General features: G+C 60.6%; 24 protein-coding genes. 16 read left to right on the top strand and 8 right to left on the bottom strand.

The window, feature by feature from the left end:
- Positions 1–17: 17 nt before the first annotated feature.
- On the bottom strand, positions 18–1,457 hold the full coding sequence (locus C84B14_RS17540; protein WP_353226004.1) for an IS1182 family transposase: 1,440 nt from the start codon (positions 1,455–1,457) through the stop codon (positions 18–20).
- Between the two features lie 98 nt (positions 1,458–1,555).
- The gene (locus C84B14_RS17535) at positions 1,556–2,377 is read right to left on the bottom strand and encodes a sulfite exporter TauE/SafE family protein (protein ID WP_348767510.1); all 822 of its coding nucleotides are present in this window, start codon (positions 2,375–2,377) and stop codon (positions 1,556–1,558) included.
- Between the two features lie 120 nt (positions 2,378–2,497).
- Between C84B14_RS17535 and C84B14_RS17530 the strand changes: the two genes are divergently transcribed.
- From C84B14_RS17530 to C84B14_RS17515, 4 genes are read left to right on the top strand one after another with little or no spacing between them, the layout of a single operon-like run.
- Positions 2,498–3,160 carry a c-type cytochrome gene (locus C84B14_RS17530; protein ID WP_348767509.1) on the top strand — a complete coding sequence of 221 codons (663 nt, stop codon included), beginning with the start codon at positions 2,498–2,500 and terminating at the stop codon, positions 3,158–3,160.
- On the top strand, positions 3,153–4,235 hold the full coding sequence (locus C84B14_RS17525; RefSeq protein ID WP_348767508.1) for a c-type cytochrome: 1,083 nt from the start codon (positions 3,153–3,155) through the stop codon (positions 4,233–4,235). The genes C84B14_RS17530 and C84B14_RS17525 overlap by 8 nt, the downstream gene beginning before the upstream one ends.
- 31 nt (positions 4,236–4,266) lie before the next feature.
- Entirely contained in the window at positions 4,267–4,713 is a 447-nt protein-coding gene (locus C84B14_RS17520) for a protein tyrosine phosphatase family protein (protein ID WP_348767507.1), read from the top strand.
- Between the two features lie 9 nt (positions 4,714–4,722).
- A complete protein-coding gene (locus C84B14_RS17515) occupies positions 4,723–5,349 on the top strand; it encodes a class I SAM-dependent methyltransferase (RefSeq protein WP_348767506.1) in 627 nt (208 codons plus the stop codon).
- Positions 5,350–5,496: 147 nt separating this feature from the next.
- Here C84B14_RS17515 and C84B14_RS17510 read toward each other — a convergent pair whose 3' ends face one another.
- From C84B14_RS17510 to C84B14_RS17500, 3 genes are all read right to left on the bottom strand, one after another.
- Complete coding sequence (locus tag C84B14_RS17510; RefSeq protein WP_348767512.1) at positions 5,497–6,216, bottom strand: OBAP family protein; 720 nt, start codon at positions 6,214–6,216, stop codon at positions 5,497–5,499.
- Between the two features lie 254 nt (positions 6,217–6,470).
- Positions 6,471–7,790, bottom strand: a complete 1,320-nt coding sequence (locus C84B14_RS17505) for a sensor histidine kinase (protein ID WP_348767505.1) — start codon at positions 7,788–7,790, stop codon at positions 6,471–6,473.
- Positions 7,787–8,473 carry a response regulator gene (locus tag C84B14_RS17500; protein WP_348767504.1) on the bottom strand — a complete coding sequence of 229 codons (687 nt, stop codon included), beginning with the start codon at positions 8,471–8,473 and terminating at the stop codon, positions 7,787–7,789. Before C84B14_RS17500 ends, C84B14_RS17505 begins: the two co-directional genes overlap by 4 nt.
- Before the next feature lie 80 nt (positions 8,474–8,553).
- On the opposite strand from C84B14_RS17500, the gene C84B14_RS17495 reads away from it, so the two are divergent.
- The 7 genes from C84B14_RS17495 to C84B14_RS17465 all read left to right on the top strand — a co-directional run bounded on the left by C84B14_RS17495 (position 8,554) and on the right by C84B14_RS17465 (position 16,096).
- Positions 8,554–9,114: a DUF2244 domain-containing protein gene (locus C84B14_RS17495; RefSeq protein WP_209064993.1), complete on the top strand. Its 561-nt coding sequence runs from the start codon at positions 8,554–8,556 to the stop codon at positions 9,112–9,114.
- A gap of 48 nt (positions 9,115–9,162) precedes the next feature.
- Positions 9,163–10,800 carry a cytochrome c oxidase subunit I gene (gene ctaD, locus C84B14_RS17490; protein WP_209064995.1) on the top strand — a complete coding sequence of 546 codons (1,638 nt, stop codon included), beginning with the start codon at positions 9,163–9,165 and terminating at the stop codon, positions 10,798–10,800.
- 37 nt (positions 10,801–10,837) lie between these two features.
- Positions 10,838–11,725, top strand: a complete 888-nt coding sequence (gene cyoE / locus C84B14_RS17485; protein ID WP_348767896.1) for a heme o synthase — start codon at positions 10,838–10,840, stop codon at positions 11,723–11,725.
- 56 nt (positions 11,726–11,781) lie between these two features.
- Entirely contained in the window at positions 11,782–13,647 is a 1,866-nt protein-coding gene (dsbD, locus tag C84B14_RS17480; protein WP_348767895.1) for a protein-disulfide reductase DsbD, read from the top strand.
- A complete protein-coding gene (locus C84B14_RS17475) occupies positions 13,647–14,504 on the top strand; it encodes a prolipoprotein diacylglyceryl transferase family protein (RefSeq protein ID WP_353226000.1) in 858 nt (285 codons plus the stop codon). The genes dsbD and C84B14_RS17475 overlap by 1 nt, the downstream gene beginning before the upstream one ends.
- Positions 14,501–15,295 carry a thiol:disulfide interchange protein DsbG gene (gene dsbG, locus C84B14_RS17470; protein ID WP_353225998.1) on the top strand — a complete coding sequence of 265 codons (795 nt, stop codon included), beginning with the start codon at positions 14,501–14,503 and terminating at the stop codon, positions 15,293–15,295. The genes C84B14_RS17475 and dsbG overlap by 4 nt, the downstream gene beginning before the upstream one ends.
- A gap of 246 nt (positions 15,296–15,541) precedes the next feature.
- Entirely contained in the window at positions 15,542–16,096 is a 555-nt protein-coding gene (locus C84B14_RS17465) for a DsrE family protein (protein WP_353225996.1), read from the top strand.
- An 18-nt stretch (positions 16,097–16,114) separates the two neighbouring features.
- Here C84B14_RS17465 and C84B14_RS17460 read toward each other — a convergent pair whose 3' ends face one another.
- Positions 16,115–16,585, bottom strand: coding sequence for a Dps family protein (locus C84B14_RS17460; RefSeq protein WP_353225994.1), 471 nt, complete (start codon positions 16,583–16,585; stop codon positions 16,115–16,117).
- A gap of 83 nt (positions 16,586–16,668) precedes the next feature.
- Complete coding sequence (locus tag C84B14_RS17455) at positions 16,669–17,535, bottom strand: MBL fold metallo-hydrolase (RefSeq protein WP_353225992.1); 867 nt, start codon at positions 17,533–17,535, stop codon at positions 16,669–16,671.
- Between the two features lie 120 nt (positions 17,536–17,655).
- Here C84B14_RS17455 and C84B14_RS17450 point away from each other — a divergent pair, with 120 nt between their 5' ends.
- The 3 genes from C84B14_RS17450 to C84B14_RS17440 are packed head-to-tail and all read left to right on the top strand — an operon-like array spanning position 17,656 to position 19,748.
- Positions 17,656–18,885, top strand: coding sequence for an NAD(P)/FAD-dependent oxidoreductase (locus C84B14_RS17450; protein ID WP_209065010.1), 1,230 nt, complete (start codon positions 17,656–17,658; stop codon positions 18,883–18,885).
- A gap of 4 nt (positions 18,886–18,889) precedes the next feature.
- Positions 18,890–19,324: a YeeE/YedE family protein gene (locus C84B14_RS17445; protein ID WP_209065012.1), complete on the top strand. Its 435-nt coding sequence runs from the start codon at positions 18,890–18,892 to the stop codon at positions 19,322–19,324.
- A 4-nt stretch (positions 19,325–19,328) separates the two neighbouring features.
- Positions 19,329–19,748 (top strand): DUF6691 family protein, encoded by a 420-nt coding sequence (locus C84B14_RS17440; protein WP_348523053.1) that lies wholly within the window; start codon positions 19,329–19,331, stop codon positions 19,746–19,748.
- Here C84B14_RS17440 and C84B14_RS17435 read toward each other — a convergent pair.
- Entirely contained in the window at positions 19,745–20,047 is a 303-nt protein-coding gene (locus C84B14_RS17435; RefSeq protein ID WP_209065014.1) for a metal-sensing transcriptional repressor, read from the bottom strand. The two genes, C84B14_RS17440 and C84B14_RS17435, sit on opposite strands and share 4 nt — an antisense overlap.
- A 196-nt stretch (positions 20,048–20,243) precedes the next feature.
- Between C84B14_RS17435 and C84B14_RS17430 the strand changes: the two genes are divergently transcribed.
- Positions 20,244–21,638, top strand: coding sequence for a cytochrome ubiquinol oxidase subunit I (locus tag C84B14_RS17430; RefSeq protein ID WP_209065025.1), 1,395 nt, complete (start codon positions 20,244–20,246; stop codon positions 21,636–21,638).
- The gene (cydB, locus tag C84B14_RS17425) at positions 21,635–22,642 is read left to right on the top strand and encodes a cytochrome d ubiquinol oxidase subunit II (protein ID WP_280637646.1); all 1,008 of its coding nucleotides are present in this window, start codon (positions 21,635–21,637) and stop codon (positions 22,640–22,642) included. Before C84B14_RS17430 ends, cydB begins: the two co-directional genes overlap by 4 nt.
- The last annotated feature ends 230 nt before the right edge of the window (positions 22,643–22,872 follow it).

Here is a 22,872-nt window from a genome sequence, read left to right as displayed (position 1 = left end):
AAAGGGAACGAGCACGCTCAGGCAGCCATTGCCCGCATCAACGGCCCGATCCCGACGATTCGCATCACGCGTTTCAGATTGTAGGCCAGCACATGCAGACTCATTTCCGTTCGCACATGCGCGAGCGTGCGCATCAGGAAGTGTGTTGAGCCCATCCAGTACTTGAGCGTGCCGAAGGGATGCTCGACCGTCTGTCGCCGTATCCGCATCAGATTCGGATCCTGATCCAGGCGTTGCTGCATGGTCTCGAGCACTGACTCGTGCTCCCATCGCTTGACGCGGCGTTGCGCCGCCGACGTGCACTGCGCCTTGATCGCACACGTCTCGCAGGCTGAGCTCCAGTAGCAATGGAGCGTCTGGCCTTTCTCCACCGTGGTAAAGCGCCAGACCAAGGTCTGATTGGCCGGGCAACGATAGGTGTCGCTATCGGGTTCGTAGATGAAGTCGCGCTTACCGAACCGGCCTTGGGCCTGGCTGTTAGAGGTCTGCGGCTTGGGCACGTGAACCTGGATGCCGGCCCTCTCGCAGGCCACGATCTGTTCGCCGTTGAAGTAACCGCGGTCGGCGACTGCGGCCAGGGTATCAGTCTGCATGACTGAGCGGGCTCGATCCGCCATCGGCTGCAGCTGCGAGCGATCGTGGCCGACGTTGGTGACCTCGTGATCCACGATCAGATGGTGTTCGGCATCGACAGTCGATTGGACGTTGTAGCCCACCATCCCCGAGCCCTTGCCGCCCGTCGCTATGGAGCGTGCGTCTGGATCAGTCAATGAGATCTGTTGGTCGGGCGCTGCTGCTACGGCCTTCGCCATTGCCTGCATGCGCTGCATTTCCGATCGCAGCGTGTCGATCTTGTCTCGAAGTTTTGTTGCCCGGGCTTCGGTGGTATCACTCTGACGCTGACGGTCGGCGCTTTCGAGTTCTGACAGGTAGCGCGCGACACTGGCTTCGATCTGCTCGATGCGTCGCTTGACCTTGGCGCGGGTGAAATTGCGATCGCGGCTATTAACAGCTTTGAACTTGCTGCCGTCGATGGCCACCAGCGCTTGCGAGAACAGGTCGAGACGACGGCACAGCATCACGAACTCGCGGCATACGCGTTGGATCGATGGGCCATTGTTACGGCGGAAGTCCGCGATTGTCTTGAAGTCGGGCGCCAGACGACCGGTCAACCACATGAGCTCTATGTTGCGTTGAGCCTCGCGTTCCAGTCGTCGGCTGGATTGCACACGGTTTAGGTACCCGTAGATATAGATCTTGAGCATCGTGGCGGGGTGATAGCCGGGCCGCCCGGTGACTTGGGAGACAACGCCTTCAAAGCCCAGATCGGTGAGGTCGAGGTTATCAACGAAGACATCAATCACTCGGACTGGATTGTCCTCGGTAACGTAGTCGTCGAGGCTTGCCGGCAGCAGAGCGCTCTGCGCGCGGTCATCACCAGTCACGAAACGACTCATCAAGCACTCCGCCAATAGCCTGAGAGAAGTTTAGCCGGTGGGAGCGTTTTCACACAGCCTGGGCCGAATGCGGCCATTGGTCTAGTGTAATTCCTGAATTACGAGAACGTTTTGAGGATCATGTAGCCGGCAGTGAGCAGCATGGCGATCGAAAAAGCCAGTTGCAGCGACGGACCAGCTATATACCGTGACAACGTACGGCCTCCGATCATGCCCAAAACACCACCGAGTATGAATAAGCCGGTCAGTGCCCAGTCGATATCACGACCGGAAAAAACCGCTGATGTGAGTCCGGATAACCCAATAAGCGTAATCACCAAAAGGGAAGTCGCGACCGCTCTGTGAATTCCCATTTCGGTGATCATGATCAGCGCCGGTACGATTAGAAAGCCGCCACCCACGCCGAAAAAGCCGGAGAGGACACCGACGAGAACTCCGACGGCTACAAGCGCTGCGCTACATGGCGCGTTCAGCCGGAGTTGGCCATCGCGGCTGTAGTGACAAACGGTGCCCGGGTCGTCATGAGCGTCGGCGGCCGGCCTCGCCCGTACGACTTTCGAGTCATCACCCGCACGGCGCGCGCTTCGAAACATCCTTGTAGCCACGAGGATCATCACGCCAGCGAATAGCGCCGTAATCGTAGCTTCGTCAACTAGATCGCCCAGATAGACCCCGACGGGCGCAGTCGCAACTCCTGCCACTGCAAAGATGAGTCCTGCCCTGAGCTCGATTAAGCCCCGCCAATAAGACTCTGCTGCGCCAAACGCCGCGGTAATTGCGACTGCGCCGAGCGATACCGCTATCGCAGCCTGCGCCGGTTCGCCGAGGCCGTAAATCAATAGCGGCACTGCGAAAATCGAACCGCCTCCGCCTGTCAGGCCAAGGGCAAGGCCTACAAGAACTCCGAAAATCACACTCATGGCGCTCATCCACCATCTGGATATCAATTTCTATAGAACTAATTGCTCTATCTTTATGCCTCGGTAGTATACAGATACGTGTAGGGGTACGATGTAATGGTCCAAGCGGAGGCTCTAACAATGGCAATACGTAAATGCACCCTTTCTGCGCTTGTGTGGCTTCTATCGGTCTCGCCTTGGGTACAGGCAAGTCCAAGCGATATAGCGAATCAAGGCCTCGGCGAGAACATCGCGCCCTGTAGTAGCTGCCATGGCGCGCATGGCGAAGGCAATGCGGCCGCCGGCTTTCCCCGCCTTGCCGGGCTCGGCGCGCCCTATCTCGAGGCGCAGCTCGACGCCTTCGCCAGCGGCGCGCGCGAGAATGCGGTCATGCAGCCGATTGCTAGTGCGTTGTCCACGGACCAGCGAAGCGCGATGGCCACCTATTACAGTCAGCTTTCCGCAGAAGGCGCGCAGGCAAGCAAAGGACAATCGGATAACCCACCCGATACTGGCGCCGAGCTCGCGGAACATGGCCGTTGGGCGAACGATATTCCCGCGTGTGTCCAATGCCATGGCCCGGCGGGTGTGGGTGTGGGCGAGCACTTCCCCGCCCTCGCCGGCCAACCAGCAGCTTATCTCGAAGGTCAGTTGCGGGCCTGGCGCAATGGCAAGCGACCCGGCGGGCCCATGGGTTTGATGGCGTCGATCGCCGCTAAGTTGGACGAATCGGATATCAAGCCAGTCGCCCAATACTTCGCTGCGCAATCACCGGCACCCGCCAAGGGGCTAGATCATGAGTAATCGTATTCCGCTTTTAACGGTCGCGGTGTCGTTTGCCATGCTCGCCGCAGTTATTTTCTGGGTTGGCACGCGGGATCAGAGCGCGCCGACGCCAGCACAGGCAAAAACTGCGAACGCCGCTCCCGCAGCTAGAGGCGACACGACAGAGAGCGCCACGAAATCTGAGGACGTGGCTGTATCGGGTAACGCGGCGTCCGAGAGAAGCGAACCGCTTCCGGGCGCGGCGCAGCCCGGCGCTGCGAGTGCGGCTGACGATTTTGCCCCACCCGCACGCAGCGAGATCCCGGACGACGAGTTCGGCGCCATGGTTCGTAAAGGCCGCGACATCTTCACCGACACGCAGCAGCACGCCGATCAATTCGTCGGTAACGACCTGCAATGTGCCAATTGCCATCTAGACGAAGGCCGTCGGCCGGATTCCGCGCCGCTCTGGGCGGCGTGGGCGATGTACCCCGCGTATCGTGGCAAGAACAAGCACGTCAACGATTTCGCCGAGCGTATCCAAGGCTGTTTTCGCTACAGCATGAACGGCACACCGCCGCCGCGCGGTGACGAGGTGCTCGTCGCGCTCGAGTCCTATGCCTATTGGCTGGCCAGCGGCGCGCCGGTTGCCAAGAATCTCCCGGGGCGCGGCTATCCCGAACTCGAGGCCCCCGAACAGCCACCAAGCTTCACACGCGGCAAACAGGTGTTCGCCGACCACTGCGCCCTGTGTCATGGCAGTGACGGGCAAGGTCAGCGAGCGGCGGACGGCAGTCTGGCGTTTCCGCCTCTGTGGGGACCGCGCTCCTACAACTGGGGCGCGGGCATGCATCGCGTGAACACCGCCGCCGGTTTCATCAAGGCCAACATGCCGCTGGGCGCGGCGACGCTATCCGATCAACAGGCTTGGGATGTGGCCCGATTTATCGATAGCCAAGAGCGCCCGCAGGATCCGCGTTTCACCGGATCGGTCAGCGAGACCGCGGAGCAATATCACGGCGAGCACTCGATGTACGGCCAGACCGTGAACGGCGTCGTGCTCGGTCAAGATGCCCCACCCTCGGGAACGGCCGCCAAGGTGAACCAGCCGTGACCAATCGCGCATTCGAACCGAAGGAGACCCCATGACCGATTACGCTTCGAACATAGCCAATGCCCACCCGCTTGAGAACAACGTGGTCGCAGCCGGCCAGCCGTCAGCGGCACAGCTGAAAGAAGCGTTGGCTGGCGGTGTGCGAACCGTCGTCAATCTGCGGCCCGCCGGCGAATTCGATGAGTTCGATGAAGCCGCGCTGATAGCCGATGCAGGAATGCATTACGTTCATATTCCTGTCGCCGGCCCCGAGGACATCAACGACGCGAGTGCGCGCACGCTTGACGCAGCACTCGCAGAGGATCAGCGCCCGGCAATCGTGCATTGCGGGAGCTCGAACCGCGTGGGCGGGCTTATGGCCTATCGTGCACGCTACCTTCAGGGTAAAAACGCGGACGAAGCGCTTCAGGTCGGCTTGGATGCGGGCCTAAACCCCGAGTCGCCCCTGTTCGCCGCGATACAAAAGAAACTCGACTGAGTCTGCCGCATGGGTCTGTACAACCGCTATATCCTGCCGCACGTGCTTGATTGCGCGTGCGGCCTGCCTGCCGTAGAGCGTGAACGCGCGCGTCTGGTTCCTCAGGCGCGCGGGCGTGTGCTCGAAATCGGTATCGGGACCGGCCGTAACCTGCCCCACTACAACCCAGCGAACGTGGATACGATCGTCGGGCTTGATCCCGCGGCTGAAATGCATCCGCGTGCGCGGCGCCGGCTGTCCGAAACGCGCCTATCCGTATCGCTAATGGCCGTTAGCGCCGAACAGATACCGGCCGAAGACGATCATTTCGACACCGTTCTGGTGACTTATAGCCTGTGCAGTATTCCCGATCCGTCCTTAGCCCTGCGCGAAATGCGCCGCGTGCTCAAACCGAACGGCACCATGTTGTTCTGCGAGCATGGCCGCTCGCCGGAGGCGAAAGTGGCCCGTTGGCAGCAGCGCCTCACGCCGGCGTGGCGGCATATTGCAGGCGGTTGTCACCTGGATCGCAACGTACCCGAGTTACTGACCGACGCAGGCTTTTCCATAGACACGCTCGACGCCGGCTATATCCAGGGGCCGAAACCACTCACTTGGCACTTCCGTGGGCTCGCTAGCAAACACCCCGCCAAATAAGCGCTATTTGGATACAAACGTTGCGCCCTGGCGATACGAGGTCACGCGTTGCACGGGAATAAAGTCCCCGCTCCCCAACCGTAAGGCTTCGACAGGCACCCGAAAATGATCGAGGGCCTAAGGCTCAGCCCCTCGATCTGCATGCATTCACTGCGATTGCGCGTTTGACGACTTATCTTCGACACCCGGGATCGCCTGGGCGCCTCGCGGAAACTGCCCTTTGAGCACATCCACGCCCTGCTGCGGTTTCGCCAAAGGCAGCAGATCCTGCCGATTCCGCCGACGGTCGGCCGTATCGATATTCATTCGCTTATCACGATCCTCGACCAACCCAGGTTTGGGCTCACCGAAGCGGTTGAACGACCACGCCAGAGACGGTTCGCCTAAGGGTAATTGCACCTTTCCTTCAGCACTATGCGTTGTATTCCAGGTATGCCAAGTTTTGCCGTAGCTGTTCATCTTCTCCTTCATCAGCTCGTGGTCAGCCGCTTCGGGAAGATTGGGCGCGACAAGCTGGCCCGAAAGAATTTCACCGTTATGCGGATGCCAGTACTGCTTTTCCTTCTCCGGTAGCCGCTTGAACAGTTTTTCGGAAATTATGTATTCGATACCCGTCATGTTCGCGTGGGACGTATTACCGTCATAGAGCGAGCATTGTGCGAAATCTTCGTTCACCTGCTGGCAAAAGTGATGCGCCTCAAACTGCTCTTCTGGTTTGTTCTTCATCGGGTGGAACCCGACCAGATAAATATCGAGTTGATCCGTCGGCGCATCGGTCTGTAACGCGTCTGCACCGGCCTCGAGCACGTTCGTTTTCATGCTGTCGGGACTGCCATCGACTTCCGCAGCGGGCCCAGTACGTCCCATACCTGTGCAACCGGCCAGTAAAATCGTGCTCAGCGCCGCAACGCCCACCACGTCAGGCAATGCCGAATTCCTCACTACTATCTCCTAGATGCCTCTATGTTACGCAGACCCAACATAAGGTCTTGCCGCTAAGGACTGTATCCGGGAAAACCCTGCGCCTCCTATTCTGAGACGCCACTTTGAACGACTAGATCGGTTCTCGATATACGATCCATTTGGTGAGGACATCGGCTTGAGTCATCGGCCGGTCACGTCTAAGACGGTGCCGCTCGGGGCCAGGAAAGACGCACCGCCAAGCCGCCGCCGGGACGTGGCTCGAAGACGAGCTCGCCGGCAAAGCGCTGGGCAATCGCGGCAGCAATGGTTAGACCCAAACCGCTGCCGGCGCCCGCGCGCGTCGCCTCGCCACGCCAGAAGCGCTGGGTCAGGGGTTGCGTGTCACGATCGGCAGGCCAATCACCCTGATCGCAAACGACGAACGTCACGCGCGCCGCTTTGACCTCAATGGCCAGCGAGACTTCACGATCGGCTCGCGTATGCCGCAGCGCGTTATCGAGCAGATTGCGCAGAGCGGCGGTGGCCAACGCTTTGGGCACCGCAACGGGTATCGCCACACCATTCTCATGAATCCCCACGCGCCCGCCGTTTGGCAGATCAGCCAACGCCGCGGTTGCGATCGCCGAACTCGTCGCCTGCGCCATATCGAAATGCGACTCACCAGCCTCGACCCGTGCGAGCAGTAACAATTGCTCGAGCGTGCGCTGCAGCCGCGCGATACCGGCCTCGGCCTGCGCGAGCGCGGCGTAAGCCTTATCTCCGTCAAGCCGCTTGGCAAGCTGAACATGAGTCTTGATTGCCGTCAGCGGAGTGCGCAGTTCGTGTGCGGCATCGCTGGTGAAACGCTGTTCGCGGGCGAGCGTCTCGCCGGTTCGGACGAGCAGCTGGTTGAGCGTATCGACCGCAGGTCGGAGCTCTGTGGGCGCATCATCGATTTCGACTGGTGTGAGTGTATCCGGCGCTCGTCGGGACAGTTCACCACGCAAACGCTCGAGCGGGCGGAGTCCGCGTCTTATACCGAACCAGAGCACTACCAGACTGCCGAGCAGTGCTACGGCAAAGGGCACAGCTGCGACCGCGATCACGTTGCGTTGGAGGGCGCTACGCTCGACGAGTCGGTCAGCGGTAGTGATATGCACGCCGTTCTGAACGTAGGTGAACAAGCGCCAGCGTTCGCCGTCGATATCGCGGTCGGTGAAACCGGGTGCCGGCGACTCCAGGCCATCGTCGAATTGGCCGTGGGTGCGCATCAGAACGCGTCCGCTGGGCGCATTGATCTGACACGCTACGCCAGCGCTGCTCGGTACCGAAAGAACAGGGTCGCCCGTATTTTGCCAGGCCGAGTCGGGCAATTGGGCGACCAGGCCCGCCACCATCCGGGCGGAAGCAGCCAGACGCTGGTCCAATGTATCGCGCACCTGATCTTGCAAGTCGCTATATAGCCAGACGGCAACGAGCCCCCACAGCGCCGCAAAGGACAGGCCCAGCGTTAATAAAAGACGCCAGCGTAGACTCAAGGCCTGCTCCGCTTACCGATGTCCGAAGCGTTACCCAACCGATAACCCAAGCCCCGCACCGTGCGCACGAGGCCAGCGCCTAGCTTTTGCCGCAGATGATAGATATGGACGTTGATCGCATTACTTTCGACCTCGGCCTCAATACCGTAGAGGGCATCCTTAAGTTGCTCAGCGGTAAGAATTGATCGCCGGGCATGCAGAAGCTTGGACAGGAGCGCATATTCGCGGCGGGTGAGTTCAACCTCCCGCTCCTCGCAATACACTGTTTGCGTCGTGGGATCGAGGGTGATTGGACCATGCTCGACAATCGGTCCGGCGTGGCCCCCTGCCCGCCTTAGCAGTGCCTGTACTCTCGCGATAAGTTCATCGAGATCGAAGGGCTTCAGTAAATAATCATCTGCACCCGCTTGCAGCCCGGTTACACGATCCGCCAGACCATCACGCGCTGTCAGGACTAGCACTGGGAGCGCGACACCGCGCTTGCGCCAATCCCTTAATAACGCGACGCCGTCCATATCCGGTAAACCGAGATCGAGTATGGCGATATCGCTCGCCACCGCACTCAAAGCTAACCGCGCCTCTTCCCCACTTGTCGCCCAATCGACCGTGTACCCAACGGTTTCGAGCGCAGAACGAATACCGGCCCCGACTAGCGCATCGTCTTCGATTAGAAGTATATGCATTCAGTAGTTCTTTCTTGCGTACTTGGGATGATCCCGAAGCCGATGAAGTGAGGATTAACCGCGGGCAAAGGTTTGCCTGCATGACCATTGTTTATATCCCCGTACGGGTATATGTTATTGAACACGAGCCATATTGCCATAGAAGCCAGATCGCTATGGTCGACGCAATATCCAACACGCCCACCCGTCGTCTCGTCATCGCCCCGAATGCATCGCTGACGAGAGCACAGGCACAGTGGTGCTTCTTAGCCATGTGCGGCGTTTCTTTCTCTGTCGCTCTGTTTTTTATGACGTTAGGGCTCTGGCCAGTTCTGCCCTTCGCCGGCCTTGAGATGGCGGCCCTCGGCACCGCTCTCTATGCGAGCGTTAAAGCGAACAGCTACCGGGAAATCGTGTCGATCACCGACGAACGTATTGAGATCGTCGCGGGTACTGCTAAGCCCGAGCGCCAATGGGAATTTCCGCGTCTACTCACACAAGTTCGGCTTTCCAGCAGTGTTCATCGAAATGGCCGGTCGCGCCTTCTCGTAACACGCCACGGGCACGGCTGCGAGATCGGGGCCCTCCTGACTGAAGAGGAACGGGCTGAGGTGGCCGAACGGCTAAAGGAGTGGGTTACCGCTCGCTCGATCGAATCTTAGTCACGGAGTAACGAGCTAAGTCGGGCGCTACGAATTGGAGAGTTTGTGATGAGTACTGTCAATCCGACCGATACCCACGACCACCACGGTCATGACGATCACCACCACGGGCCGGTGACGCTGGCCGATGGCGTATGGCCGTGGATGAAACGCTGGATCGGCACCACGAACCATAAGGATCTGGGCACGCTGTACCTGATCTTTTCGCTGACCATGCTGTTCATCGGCGGCGTGATGTCGCTGATAATCCGAGCCGAGCTGTTCGCGCCGGGCATCCAGTTTGTCGATCCCGGCTTCTATAACGAGATGATCACGCTGCACGCGCTGGTGATGATCTTTGGCGGCGTCATGCCGGCGTTCGTGGGGCTTGCGAACTGGATGGTGCCGATGATGATCGGTTGTTCCGATCTTGCGCTGCCGCGCGTGAACAACTGGGGTTTCTGGATCCTGCCGTTCGCGTTCTCGATGCTGCTGGGCACGCTGTTCGTTTCCGGTGGTGCGCCGGCTTCGGGCTGGACCATGTATCCGCCGCTGGTCATGCAGACCGGTAACGCGCTGCCGCTGATGGTGTTTGCCATCCATCTGGCCGGCATCTCGTCGATCACGGGCGCGATCAACATCGTGGTCACGATCCTGAACATGCGCGCCCCGGACATGCCGCTGCTCAAGATGCCGCTGTTCGTGTGGACCTGGCTGATTACGGCCTATCTGCTGATCGCGGTCATGCCCGTGCTTGCCGGTGCAGTGACCATGCTGCTGACCGACCACTTCTTCGGCACGACCTTCTTCGATGCCGCGGGTGGTGGCGACCCGGTCCTGTTCCAGCACATCTTCTGGTTTTTCGGGCATCCGGAGGTCTACATCATGATTTTGCCGGCCTTCGGCATCGTGTCGACCATCATCCCGACGTTCGCCCGCAAGGCGCTGTTCGGGCATGACTCGATGGTCTACGCCGTGGCCTCGATTGCGTTCCTTAGCTTCATCGTGTGGGCGCATCACATGTTTACCGTGGGCATGCCGGTCTCCGCCGAGTTGTTCTTCATGTTCGCGACCATGCTCATCGCCGTGCCGACAGGCGTGAAGGTGTTCAACTGGGTTGCAACCATGTGGCGTGGCTCGATGACCTTCGAGACGCCGATGCTGTTCGCGCTCGGTTTCGTAGTGCTGTTCACCATCGGTGGCTTTTCGGGCCTGATGCTGGCGCTCACCCCGGTCGACTTCCAGTATCACGATTCCTACTTCGTGGTCGCGCACTTCCACTATGTGCTGGTGCCGGGCGCGATCTTCTCGATCATCGCAGCCATCTACTACTGGATTCCGAAGTGGACCGGCGTGATGTACAACGAGAAGCTCGGCCAGTTCCATTTCTGGTGGAGTGCGGTCTGGATCAACGTACTGTTCTTCCCGCAGCACTTCCTGGGTCTGGCCGGCATGCCGCGTCGTATCCCGGATTACGCGGTGCAGTTCACCGATTTCAACATGATCTCGTCGCTGGGCGCACTGCTGTTCTTCCTCGGGCAGTTCGTGTTCATCTACAACATGATCATGTGCATGCGCGGTGCCGGGAAGAAGGCGACCGGACGTGTATGGGAAGGCGCACGAGGTTTGGAATGGACAGTGGCATCGCCCGCGCCGTACCACACCTTCGAGCAGCCGCCGAAGATCGACCCGCGCGAGCTGGCGTAGCGCGCTATTCTTCGTGCGCATCGATTCAATAATGCGCATGCCTACGCGTCTTACTGATTACTACGAGCTGTGCAAGCCGCGCGTGGTGCTTCTGATCGTGTTCACCGCGATGGTGGGCATGTTTCTGGCCACGCCCGGTATGGTGCCGATCGATGCACTTCTTTTCGGCACGCTCGGCATCGGGCTGATGGCAGCTTCCGCCGCCGCGGTTAACCAGATGCTCGATCGCAAGGCCGATCAGCGCATGGCGCGTACCCGCAAGCGCCCGTTGGTCACTGGCCATCTGGACATGGTGCAGTCGGCGCGTTTTGCCGCCGCCATCGGGCTGATCGGCATGGCGATCCTGCTCTGGCTGGTCAACCCACTGACCGCCTGGCTAACGCTGGTCACGCTGGTCGGCTATGCCGGCGTCTATACCGTCTATCTCAAGCGTGCGACGCCACAGAACATCGTCATTGGCGGTGCGGCAGGGGCGGCTCCGCCGGTGCTCGGATGGGTCGCCGTCACCGGAACAGTCGACGTGCACGCGTTGATCCTGTTCCTGATCATCTTCATCTGGACGCCACCGCATTTCTGGGCGCTAGCGATCGAGCGCCATCGCGAATATGCGGAGGTCGATATTCCGATGTTGCCGGTTACGCACGGGCTCGAGTACACCCGTACCCAGGTGCTGCTCTATACGGTGCTGCTGTTCATCGTGTCGCTGCTGCCGTTCGCGACCGGCATGAGCGGACCGTTGTATCTGATCAGCGCGATCGGCCTGTCCGGCTGGTTCCTGATCTACGCTATCCGGCTGAAATACGCGCCGAAGCCGGGGCTGGCGATGCGCACCTTCGGCTATTCGATCTTCTACCTGATGGCACTGTTCACGGCGTTGCTGGTGGATCATCACCTAGCGCCGTTGCTGATGCGAGAAGCTTTTTAATCCTGACTTAACCGCGGTCCTTATCTTGTGCATCAGTGCAGACAGGAGCGCGTTAGATGACTCTTTTCCCGTATCGTCGGCTGGCCATTGTGGTCTTGATTTTGTTGTGCGGTCCCAGTGCGCTGGCCGCCGGTACGGCTTCGTCAAACGATTTCCTTTCCGTGGGCGAGGCCTTTACTTATGACGTCTCGGTCAACGCGGACGACACGCTGACCGTAAGCTGGACGATCGCTGACGGCTACTATTTGTATCGGCATCAATTCGATTTTGCCGGCAAACCGGCACCTGTGGCCGCCGTCGAGATGCCGCACGGCCAGCCCATCGAGGACGAATTCTTCGGCAAATCCGAGGTATATCACGACTCGGTCGCGGTCCGCGTCGACCCCGGTAACGCTGAAACCGTCGAATTGACCTGGCAGGGCTGTGCGGAGGCCGGCCTATGCTATCCACCGCAGCGCGCAACGCTGGATCTGGCCGACTACAACTTGGGCGGCGGCACGGCCGCCCCCGTGGACTCGAACGACGAAGGCGCCGGCACTACGACGACGCAAGCCAAAGCTGGGAAATCCGACGCCCTCGGCGAGGACCAGTCGTTGGCCGCGCAGCTGTCAGACAGCAACACGGCCTGGGTGCTACTGGTGTTCTTCGGGCTCGGGCTGCTGCTGGTATTCACACCCTGCGTACTGCCCATGGTTCCAATCCTGACCAGTTTGATCGTGGGCAGCGGCGCGCGCGGCCGGCGCGGCCTGACGCTGTCGCTGGCCTATGTGCTGCCGATGGCGTTGACCTATGCCCTACTCGGCGTCGCCGCGGCGCTGGCCGGCGCCAACTTGCAGGCCGCACTTCAGACCCCCTGGGTGCTGGGCGCATTCGCGCTCGTGTTTGTGGCACTCGCGCTGGCGATGTTCGGCGTCTACGAGTTGCAGCTGCCGGCGGCCCTGCGTAACCGGCTGGATCGCGCCAGCAGCGCCCAGCGCGGCGGAAGCCTCGGCGGCGCGGCGGTCATGGGCGCACTATCGGCGCTGATCGTCGGCCCGTGTATGACCGCGCCGCTGGCCGGGGCGCTGCTGTTCATCGCCGAATCCGGCGACGTGCTAATCGGCGGCAGCGCGCTGTTCGCGCTCGGCCTGGGCATGGGCGCGCCGCTGGTCCTCGCCGGCAGCCTCGGGGCCCGATTCCTGCCACGCCCGGGGCCGTGGATGAACGGCGTGAAGGCGGTGTTCGGTTTCGTCCTGCTGGGCATGGCGCTGTGGTTCGTCGCCCGCGTGACGCCCGCCCCCTGGATGCTCGGACTGTGGGGCGCGTGGCTGCTCGCCATCGGCACCACGCTCTATCAGGTCGCGCTGCGCGCCGCCCAGGCGACGCTACCGCTAGCGATGATCGCGCGCGTAGCCGGCCTTCTGATCGGCCTCTGGGGCGCGCTGCTGGTGATCGGCGCCGCCGGTGGCGCCAGCGATCCGATGCGGCCGCTGGCCTTTGCCGGCGCGCCCGCGAACACGACCGACGCGGGCGGCGAAGCCGGTGCGCAGACAGACGACTTCATGGCCCGTTTTGAGCCCGTGTCCGATCTCGACGCTCTTGATGCGCAAGTGGCCAAGGCCGGCGAAAACGGCCGCTGGACGGTCGTGGATTTCTACGCCGACTGGTGTATCTCGTGCAAGGTGATCGAATCCGAAGTCTTCGGCGACGCCCGCGTACAGGCGGCACTGGACGACGTGCAGCTGCTGCGCCCGGACGTGACCGACAACGACGCCGCCGACCGCGCGCTGATGGGCCACTACGGCGTCGTCGGCCCACCCACCCTGCTGCTGATCGGCCCGGACGGCGAAGAGGCCCGCAGCGCGCGCATCGTCGGCGAGCTGGACGCCGAGGCCTTCCTCGATCACCTCGAGCGCGCACGTGACGACTTGGAGAATTCCTGATGCTGTCCTTCAACCTCGGCCCGCTGGCGATCTCGGTCGCCCATGCCCTGATGCTTTTCGCGCTGATTACGGCGTTGATAGCCGGCAAGGTTGCCGCGCGCCGGCGTGAAGTGCCGATCACCGACACGCTGTTCAACCTGGCGCTGGCCGGCGCGGTGGCGGCCCGGCTGGTGTTCGTGATCCGCTATTTCGGCGAATACCGCCCGGCGCCGCTGGGCATTTTCGACATTCGTGACGGCGGTTTCGATGCGATCGGCGGGCTGCTGGGCATGGCCGCTTACGCAAGCTTCGTGGTCTGGCGCCGGCCGCTGCTGCGCGCACCGCTGGCCGCCGCACTGGTCGCCGGCGGCCTCGCCTGGGGGCTGACCGGCGGCGCGCTCACCCTGATCGAACAGCAGGCGGCGAGCCTGCCCGAGGCACGGCTGCAGACGCTGGATGGCCGCGCCACCGATCTCGCTACGCTACAGGCCGAAGCCGAGAGCCGGCCGATGGTGGTCAATCTATGGGCGACCTGGTGTCCGCCCTGCCGTGCGGAGATGCCCGTTCTCGAGGCCGCCCAGAACGAGCGCGATGATGTGCTGTTCGTGTTCGCGAACCAAGCCGAGGCAACGCCCACCATCCAGAGTTTCCTGGACAGCCAGGATCTACACATCGAACACGTGCTGCGCGATTCGGGCGGGCATCTGGCCAAGCAGGCCGGCTCAGCCGCATTGCCTACGACACTGTTCTACGACGGCGACGGGCGTTTGGTCGACAGCCATCTGGGCCAGCTGTCGCGCGCGACTCTCACCGCCGCTCTCGAACGTTTCGACACGGCGCCCACTGCTTCTTCTCACAATAATGAGGAACAACCATGACCAGAACTGCACGACTATCTCTAATCCTGACGATCACCGCTACCGCCATCGGCATGTACGCGCTGGTCGCATGGGCCGCCCCCGAAGAAGAATCCGATTCACCGGCGCCCGTGGCGGCGATGGAGGATCGTGGAATGAATATTCTCGGCTCTTTCGATGCCCCAAGCGGGCTGACCGGATACGCCGCTACCGTCCAGGGCCGGCCCATGGCGATTTATGTAACGGAGGACGGTAAGCATGCAGTACTCGGCACACTAGTCGACGAACATGGCAACAATCTGACGGCCGACCCTCTGGAGCGTATATCGTCGGGACCGCAGAACAAGAAGGCTTGGGACCAGTTGGAAGACGCCACTTGGGTCCGTGACGGTGACGCCGACGCGCCCCGTATCGTCTACGAGATCACCGATCCGAACTGCCCTTACTGCAACCAGTTCTGGCAGACAGCACGCCCCTGGGTGGAAGCGGGTGACGTCCAGATCCGCCACGTCATGGTCGGTATTCTCAAAGCCGACAGCGTGCCGAAGGCCGCCACGATCGTCGGCGCTGATGATCCAGAGGCTGCACTGGAACGCCAGGAGCGCAACTACGCCGCCGGCGGTATCGAAGTCGCCGAAAATATTTCGGGCGCCGCTCGCGACAAGGTCCAGGACAACAACACCCTCATGGAGGCTTTGGGCTATTTCGCCACGCCGACGATTCTCTATCGCAAGACCAACGGGGATATCGGACTCAAACAGGGCATGCCACGCGGCGACGACGTAGAGAAGATTCTGGGACCTAAACCCTGATCAGGGCTTTCGGCACGGCAATCGTCGTCATCTACGACCGCGTCGGCTAAGCCCACCGCTGTTCAAATTCTCGAGTGCCGCCTAACGCTCGAACGAAGACTGCCCGGCTTGGAGTCGCATGGGTCGGCCGTATAAAACGATATCCGGCACAGCCGGGCTGACATTGACCCAGAGCTTTGGGAGGCACTGGGTCGAGCGCGCCCAGCCCAGTGTTCAACCATTCAGTTATGCATAAAGGAGCTCGTTATGACCCCAATGTTTCGTACAACTCTCATCATTTTGAGTGTCGCATTGGCTAGTGTTGGTCCCGCTTGGGCCGCAGGGGACGACTGGCACTACCCGGCCATCGAAGGCTATGGCGGCATCAAGTCGCTCCCCCATGCAGCCAACCAGCCCTCGGTCGAGGCCGAGCACAAAGCCGTGTTCGATGTAACCAGAGCAGCGAAAAGACCCGACCAGCTGAACCCGGGCTTGGAACACGTCGCACGGGCCGTGAACGTGTTCGCATCGGCCGGCGTGCCCACTGAAAAACTCGACTTCGTGGTCGTGGTTCACGGGCCAGCGACCCCTAGTATTTTGAATGACGCCCAATACGAGAAGCAGTTCGGACAGGCCAACCCCAACACCGCGCTGATCGCCGCCCTACGCAAGGCGGGCGTCACCCTGCACGTATGTGGCCAGGCGCTCGCAAAGCATGCGTTCGATCAGTCATGGGTCAACAATGAGGTCGATGTTGCATTGTCGGCGCTCAGCGATCTGGTGATCTTTCAAAGTCGCGGCTACGCCGTCGTGCCCCAGTAAGAATGTTCGTACGCTCTCTTAGCTAGCCATCGCCCGCAACATCCAAGCTGTCTTCTCATGCACGCGCATACGATCAGAGACAAGAGCCGCCGAAGACTCGTCGCCGGCATGCTGTGCGCGTTGCAGTACATCCCGGCATGTCATCACGACCTTTTCATGTCCCGCACCTAGAACCTCGACCATACGGTCTGCATTAGGCACGTCTTCGACCTCGGAGATCGAGCTCAAAGTCGAGAACTGGCGATATGTACCCGGCGCGACCTGATCGAGCGAGCGTATGCGCTCCGCGATCTCGTCCACGGCCGTAGCCAACTCCGTGTACTGCTCCTCGAACATAAGATGCAGCTCGCGAAATCGCGGGCCGGTTACGTTCCAATGGAAGTTGTGCGTTTGCAGATACAACGTATACGAATCAGCGAGCAGTTTTTTCAAACCTTCGCCGGTGTTCATCCGACCTTCTTCATCTATTCCGGTGTTAATCGAGCTCATATCGTTCTCCAGATGCTGAATGAGTAGGTGTGCGACTTGCTCCGGCTCGTCGGTGAGGAACGATGCGCATTGCCTCGCTCTCTTTAGAAGGCGTTCACTGGGATCTTCAGGTACGCGGTGCCGTTATTCTCCGGCGTAGGGAGGCGCCCTCCCCGCGTATTGATCTGAAGCGCGGCGAGCATGAGCGCGGGCAGCGGTAGTTCCGCATCACGCTTGTTTCGCAAGGCCGTATACGCGGATTCGTCCATGTTCTGCAGATGCGGGTTACGCTCCCGCTGTTCGCCCACCGTGGACTCCCAGCGCGGTTCTCGCCCATCCGGCATGTAGTCATGACCGGTGAAAAGGCGAGTCTCGTCCGGCAACTCAAGAATGGCCTGGATCGAGCGATAGAGTGTGGCTGCATCGCCGCCTGGGAAATCTGCTCGTGCGGTACCGAAGTCGGGCTGGAACAGCGTGTCGTGCACGAACGCGGCATCGCCGATCACGTAGGTGATCGAGGCCAGGGTATGACCCGGCGAATACATTACCCTCGCCTCAAGCTCGCCGACAGTGAACGTGTCGCCATCGCCAAAAAGCCGATCCCACTGGTGTCCGTCAGTTTTGAAGTCGTCACCGAAGTTGTAGATCTTCTTCCAGAGCTTTTGGACGTCGATGACGTGCTCGCCGATCGCGCGCGGCGCGTCGAAAAGCCCCTGAAGATAGATCGCTGCCGAGAGATGGTCCGCATGCGGATGTGTGTCCAGAATCCAGTCGACCGTGAGCCCGCGCGACTGCACGAACGCCGCGATCTCATCGGCGGATTCCGTGCTCGTGCTCGCCGATTTCTCGTCGTAGTTCAGTACCGGGTCGATGATCGCACAGCGTTTGCTGACTGTATCGACACAGACGTACTGAACGCTGAAAGTCTTTTCGTCGAAGAATCCGACGACTTCCGGAGTGCCGCTCGCCATGGTTGTCTTCCTTCTAATCTGTGGAAACCAGAATTGCACCAACCTAAGAATCGGTTATTTGCAAATGCCTTCGGGTTCTATTATACCCTTAGGGGTATACGTAGCAAGACGGAGTAAATCATGTCGAGCAACACAAGCCATCATCGCGTCGTTGTCGCGGGCGGTGGTACAGCCGGGCTATCAGTCGCCGCCGCCCTACTGAGGCAATCGCCTCAACTTGATGTCGCTGTAATCGAGGCGAGCGACGTGCATTACTACCAGCCGGGCTGGACGCTCGTAGGTGGTGGCGACATGCGGGCCGAAGACACAAAGCGGCGCGAGGAAGAAGTTATGCCGGACAAGGCCCGCTGGATCCGGGCCACGATCAGTGCGTTCGCACCGGACGAAAATCGCGTCGAGTTGGCCTCCGGCGAGTCAGTTACCTATGACTTTTTGGTAGTGGCACTAGGCCTCCAGATCGACTGGCAAGCCATTGAGGGTCTCTCCGAGACTCTGGGGCGCAACGGCGTAACCTCGAACTATCGATACGACCTCGCACCCTATACCCACGAGTTGGCCCAATCGCTGACCCATGGCGCCAAGGCGTTGTTTACGCAGCCAGCTATGCCAATCAAGTGCGCCGGCGCTCCGCAGAAAGCGCTTTACTTGACCGCCGATACGCTGCGCAAACGCGGGATATCGGCGGAGATCGGGTTCTATAATCAAGGCGGTGCGATGTTCGGGGTCCCCGCCTATGCACGGGAGCTCGATAAAGTTATTGCTTCGTATGGAGCGACGCCCTATTTCAAACACAATCTAGTGGCCGTGGACGGTGAAAAGCACGAAGCCACCTTTTCGACTGACGATGGGCCAGTAACGCGTGCTTTCGACATGCTCCACGTGGTGCCGCCGCAGTCTGCGCCGGACGTTATCAAGGGAAGTCCACTCGCGGGCGACGCCGGCTGGGTCACCGTCGATAAGAACCGGCTCACGCATACCCGCTACGATAATGTGCTGGCTTTGGGTGACTGCACCGACACCCCCAATGCGAAGACCATGGCCGCCGTACGCCGCCAGTTCCCAGTCGTGGTCGCTGAACTGCGCGCGGCCCTGGGGGAATCGGCTAAAAAACGTGCTTACGACGGTTACGGGGCGTGCCCACTCACGGTCGCGCATGGCAAGGTCATGCTGGCCGAGTTCCGCTACGGTGGTGAAGTGGTCTCTAGTTTTCCACTGGATCCGCGGACTTCGCGGCGAATGTACTGGCCAGTCAAAAGCCAATTTTTCCCGGCCTTGTACTGGCAGGTCATGCTACGCGGACTGGACTGGCACTGGCCGAAACCCAAGCCACGCCCGGATCTAACGGAATAACTTCGTGTTCGACGTGTTTGATTTCACGCCGCTGACTGCGTCGGCCGGCGGGGCGCTTATCGGCGCGGCGGCGGCATTGCTATGGATCGGAACGGGCCGTATTGCTGGAATCTCCGGCCATTTGCACGGTGTCGTAAGGCGTCGCACGGACGACCGTATGCGGCGAGGTATGTTCCTGGTTGGCATAGTCGGCGGCGCTGTACTAATCGCCCTATTCAGCGCGAACGCCGTGCCGGAACGCACGAACTTTCCGACGCCTCTGCTCATAGCGGGCGGAGTGCTGGTTGGCATGGGCACACGATTAGGGTCAGGCTGCACCAGCGGCCACGGCGTGTGCGGAATTGGGCGCGGTTCGACGCGATCCATTGCTGCCACCCTTGTCTTCTTTATCTGCGGCGTGGTTACAGCGGTTATCACGCGACATCTTTTTACGGGCTGAGCGGATGCAGTACGTGATCACGCTAGCGTCCGGCCTGGTCTTTGGTATCGGGCTGACGATTTCTGGAATGGTGAACCCGGAGAAAGTGCTCGCTTTTCTGGATCCCGTCGGCCGGTGGGATCCGAGCCTTGCTCTGGTCATGGCCATGGCTCTCGCCGTATTCAGCCTTACGAATGCTTTCTTGGGAAAACGGATACGCCCGCTATTCGGGTCTACATTCCACCGACCCAGCTCGCTGACTATCGATCGACGATTACTATCGGGCGCCGCCCTCTTTGGAGTTGGCTGGGGGCTAGCAGGTTATTGCCCCGGACCGGCCTTGGCAGCCTTGGTATTCAACTTTCGAGAAGCCGCTATCTTTCTCCCCGCCATATTATTGGGCGGGTGGCTAGCCGATCGGTTTCTTTCGGCAACTCGTACCTAGCCGTAGCGTGACAATAGCTCCGTAGCGTACTTAAGACGCTCGCGCGCATCGGCCGCATCAAGCTTCTGGCAAGACAGCTCTCGCTCGATTACGCAGGACAGCATGTTATAGAAGGTACGGTCGAGCGCTTTGCGGGCAGCGGTCATTTGAACCGCTACGTCCTCGCATTCGGCATCACGTTCCAGCATAGCCTGCAAGCCGCGAACTTGCCCCTCGACGCGTTTCAGACGCCGAATGAGTGCGGACTTGCTGGCTTCCCATTCCTGGTCGAAAGGAAGGATGTCGGCATTTTCGGACATTGTGTTTACTAGCTAGGAAATAAGCCTTACTAAATTATACATTGACAGCCTCCTTGGTGCGTCATATCTGAATCGAGCGTCTTCCTGCGGTCCGACTTATTCTCCGTAGCCGCCATGTAATTTAAGTCGCGATTGAATAGTGACGCTATATACCCCCTCCGGTATACTTCGATAAGCAGCTTCCTAGGTGAAAAGCATGGCTCTCGATCCGGAAATCCTGTCGCGAATACAGTTCGCGTTCGTGGTGTCGTTTCATATCCTGTTCCCGGCCTTCACCATCGGCCTGGCGAGCTGGCTGGCGATGTGCGAAGGCATGCACCTGTTCACCGGTCGCGACGTGTTTCGCCGGCTCTACCAGTTCTGGGTGAAGATCTTTGCCGTGTCGTTCGGCATGGGCGTGGTTTCCGGCATCGTGATGAGCTTTCAGTTCGGCACCAACTGGTCGGTGTTCGCCGAAGCCACCGCGCCGGTGCTGGGGCCGCTGTTCTCCTATGAAGTGCTGACGGCCTTTTTCCTGGAGGCGACCTTCCTCGGCATCATGTTGTTCGGCTGGAACAAGGTGGGCCCGAAGCTGCATTTCTTTGCCACCGCGATGGTGGCGATCGGCACCATGCTGTCGGCGTTCTGGATTCTGTCGGCCAACTCCTGGATGCATACGCCCGCCGGCTACGAGCTGCGCGACGGCGTGTTCTATCCCACCGACTGGTGGGCGATTGTGTTCAACCCGTCGTTTCCGTATCGGCTCGTGCACATGGTGCTGGCGGCGTATCTGACCACCGCCTTCGTGATTTTGGGCGTGGGCGCCTGGTACCGGCTGAAAGGCACCGCCCACGAGGCCTCGCGGGTAATGCTGATCATGGGTGTGGCGTTCGTATCCATCGTCACACCGTTGCAGATCGTCGCCGGCGATTTCCACGGCCTGAAGACGCTGGAATACCAGCCGGCCAAGATCGCGGCCATGGAAGCGCATTGGGATACCGAAGAAGGCGCCGCCCTGGCGCTGTTCGCCTGGCCGGATGCCGAGAACGAAACCAACCACTACGAGATCGCGGTGCCGAATCTCGCCAGTCTGATTCTCACCCATGAATGGAACGGCAAACTGGTCGGCCTCAAGGATTTCCCGCCAAGCGAGCGCCCGCCGGTCGCGCCGATCTTCTTTTCGTTCCGGATCATGGTGGGGCTGGGCCTGCTCATGCTGCTCGCCGGCATGCTCGGGCTGTGGCTGGCGTTTCGCGGCCGGCTGCTCGACTCGCGCGCCTATCATCGGTATCTGGTGGCGATGATTCCCTCGGGCTTCATCGCCGTATTGGCGGGCTGGATCACGACCGAGATCGGGCGCCAGCCTTATACCGTCTATGGCCTGCTGCGCACGTCGGATTCGCTCTCGCCGGTGGGCGCGCCGAGCGTGTTGGCGACGCTGATCACGTTCGTGATCGTCTACGGCATCGTCTTCGGCGCCGGGCTGTATTACATCGTGCGCGTGGTGCGTACCGGGCCTGAAAAAGCGCCTGCGCACCCGGTGCCCGACCCGTATGCGACCCCGGCCCGGCCGTTGTCGTATCCCAACGAGCCGGTGGGAGAGAAGTCATGACGTTGATCGAAATCCTGCCGCTGATCTGGTTCGGCATAATCGGCTTCGGCGTGATCATGTACGTGCTGCTGGACGGCTTCGTGCTCGGCATCGGCATCCTCTGCGGCGTGGCCTATGGCGAGGCCGAACGCGACATCATGATGAACTCGGTCGCGCCGATCTGGGACGGCAACGAAACCTGGCTGGTCCTCGGCGGCGTGGCGCTGCTGGCCGCGTTTCCGCCGGCCTATACGGTATTGTTGCCGGCGCTCTATCTGCCGCTCACCGGCATGCTGATCGCGTTGATCTTTCGCGGCGTGGCGTTCGAGTTCCGTTTCAAGGCGCGGCGCAAGCTCGGCTGGAATCTGGCGTTCAATCTCGGCTCCGTGATCGCGACGTTCTTCCAGGGCGTAACCCTCGGGGCGATCGTGCAGGGCATCGAGGCCAACGGCGCCCAGTATGTCGGCGGCGCGTTCGACTGGTTTTCGGGCTTCACGATGCTTACCGGCGCTGCACTCGTGGCCGGCTATGCACTACTGGGCGCGACCTGGGTGGTGATGAAAACCACCGGCCTGTTGCAGCGGCGCGCCTATGGCTGGTCGCGCGTACTGTTGACGGCCGTGATCGTGTTCATGGCGGTGGTGAGCATCTATGTGCCGTTCCTCGACGGCAACTATGCCGAGCGCTGGTTCGGTTTCCCGCATGCGCTGTTGCTGGTGCCGTTCCCGATCGCCGCGATCGTGGTGTCGTATTTCTTGTACTGGAGCGTGAGCCGGCGGCGGGAGTACGCGCCTTTTCTGCTTTCGTTGGCGATGTTCATCGTCGGCTATGGCGGGCTCGCGGCGAGCTTCTGGCCGCATATCATTCCGCCGCATCTGACCATATGGAACGCTGCCTCGCCGCCGGAAACACAGAGTTTTCTGCTCGTGGGCCTGGTGATCCTGTTGCCGTTCATCCTGTTCTATACGGGGTGGTCGTACTGGATATTTCGGGGCAAGGTCAGCCGTGACATGGGCTATCACTAGCTGCCGGATAAGTCGGAGTCGTCATGAATGAAACCGGACGCCGTCTGTTGTGGTTCGTGGGTATCGGCGCCGCCAGCCTGCTGGTCTGGGGCACGGCGGCCTATGTGTTCCGCGAGGTGATCTTTTTCGTGCTCGAACACTAGAACTGCTGCCAGACTAGGAGGCCCAGCCTACTATTTCATGAGACCTGATTAGGTCCGCTATTGGCCCAGGCTGTGTGAAAACGCGTG

Source organism: Salinisphaera sp. C84B14, from assembly GCF_040361435.1.
Taxonomy (GTDB): Bacteria; Pseudomonadota; Gammaproteobacteria; order Nevskiales; family Salinisphaeraceae; genus Salinisphaera.
This window is presented reverse-complemented; position numbering and strand designations above follow the sequence as displayed.

What these genes read in the sequence shown, in the direction of transcription:
- C84B14_RS17540 (WP_353226004.1), bottom strand. Translation starts at nt 1,457, where the DNA reads ATGAGTCGTTTCGTGACTGGTGATGACCGCGCGCAGAGCGCTCTGCTG.
- C84B14_RS17535 (WP_348767510.1), bottom strand. Translation starts at nt 2,377, where the DNA reads ATGAGTGTGATTTTCGGAGTTCTTGTAGGCCTTGCCCTTGGCCTGACA.
- C84B14_RS17530 (WP_348767509.1), top strand. Translation starts at nt 2,498, where the DNA reads ATGGCAATACGTAAATGCACCCTTTCTGCGCTTGTGTGGCTTCTATCG.
- C84B14_RS17525 (WP_348767508.1), top strand. Translation starts at nt 3,153, where the DNA reads ATGAGTAATCGTATTCCGCTTTTAACGGTCGCGGTGTCGTTTGCCATG.
- C84B14_RS17520 (WP_348767507.1), top strand. Translation starts at nt 4,267, where the DNA reads ATGACCGATTACGCTTCGAACATAGCCAATGCCCACCCGCTTGAGAAC.
- C84B14_RS17515 (WP_348767506.1), top strand. Translation starts at nt 4,723, where the DNA reads ATGGGTCTGTACAACCGCTATATCCTGCCGCACGTGCTTGATTGCGCG.
- C84B14_RS17510 (WP_348767512.1), bottom strand. Translation starts at nt 6,216, where the DNA reads ATGGGACGTACTGGGCCCGCTGCGGAAGTCGATGGCAGTCCCGACAGC.
- C84B14_RS17500 (WP_348767504.1), bottom strand. Translation starts at nt 8,473, where the DNA reads ATGCATATACTTCTAATCGAAGACGATGCGCTAGTCGGGGCCGGTATT.
- C84B14_RS17495 (WP_209064993.1), top strand. Translation starts at nt 8,554, where the DNA reads ATGACCATTGTTTATATCCCCGTACGGGTATATGTTATTGAACACGAG.
- ctaD (WP_209064995.1), top strand. Translation starts at nt 9,163, where the DNA reads ATGAGTACTGTCAATCCGACCGATACCCACGACCACCACGGTCATGAC.
- cyoE (WP_348767896.1), top strand. Translation starts at nt 10,838, where the DNA reads ATGCCTACGCGTCTTACTGATTACTACGAGCTGTGCAAGCCGCGCGTG.
- dsbD (WP_348767895.1), top strand. Translation starts at nt 11,782, where the DNA reads ATGACTCTTTTCCCGTATCGTCGGCTGGCCATTGTGGTCTTGATTTTG.
- C84B14_RS17475 (WP_353226000.1), top strand. Translation starts at nt 13,647, where the DNA reads ATGCTGTCCTTCAACCTCGGCCCGCTGGCGATCTCGGTCGCCCATGCC.
- dsbG (WP_353225998.1), top strand. Translation starts at nt 14,501, where the DNA reads ATGACCAGAACTGCACGACTATCTCTAATCCTGACGATCACCGCTACC.
- C84B14_RS17465 (WP_353225996.1), top strand. Translation starts at nt 15,542, where the DNA reads ATGACCCCAATGTTTCGTACAACTCTCATCATTTTGAGTGTCGCATTG.
- C84B14_RS17460 (WP_353225994.1), bottom strand. Translation starts at nt 16,585, where the DNA reads ATGAGCTCGATTAACACCGGAATAGATGAAGAAGGTCGGATGAACACC.
- C84B14_RS17455 (WP_353225992.1), bottom strand. Translation starts at nt 17,535, where the DNA reads ATGGCGAGCGGCACTCCGGAAGTCGTCGGATTCTTCGACGAAAAGACT.
- C84B14_RS17450 (WP_209065010.1), top strand. Translation starts at nt 17,656, where the DNA reads ATGTCGAGCAACACAAGCCATCATCGCGTCGTTGTCGCGGGCGGTGGT.
- C84B14_RS17440 (WP_348523053.1), top strand. Translation starts at nt 19,329, where the DNA reads ATGCAGTACGTGATCACGCTAGCGTCCGGCCTGGTCTTTGGTATCGGG.
- C84B14_RS17435 (WP_209065014.1), bottom strand. Translation starts at nt 20,047, where the DNA reads ATGTCCGAAAATGCCGACATCCTTCCTTTCGACCAGGAATGGGAAGCC.
- C84B14_RS17430 (WP_209065025.1), top strand. Translation starts at nt 20,244, where the DNA reads ATGGCTCTCGATCCGGAAATCCTGTCGCGAATACAGTTCGCGTTCGTG.
- cydB (WP_280637646.1), top strand. Translation starts at nt 21,635, where the DNA reads ATGACGTTGATCGAAATCCTGCCGCTGATCTGGTTCGGCATAATCGGC.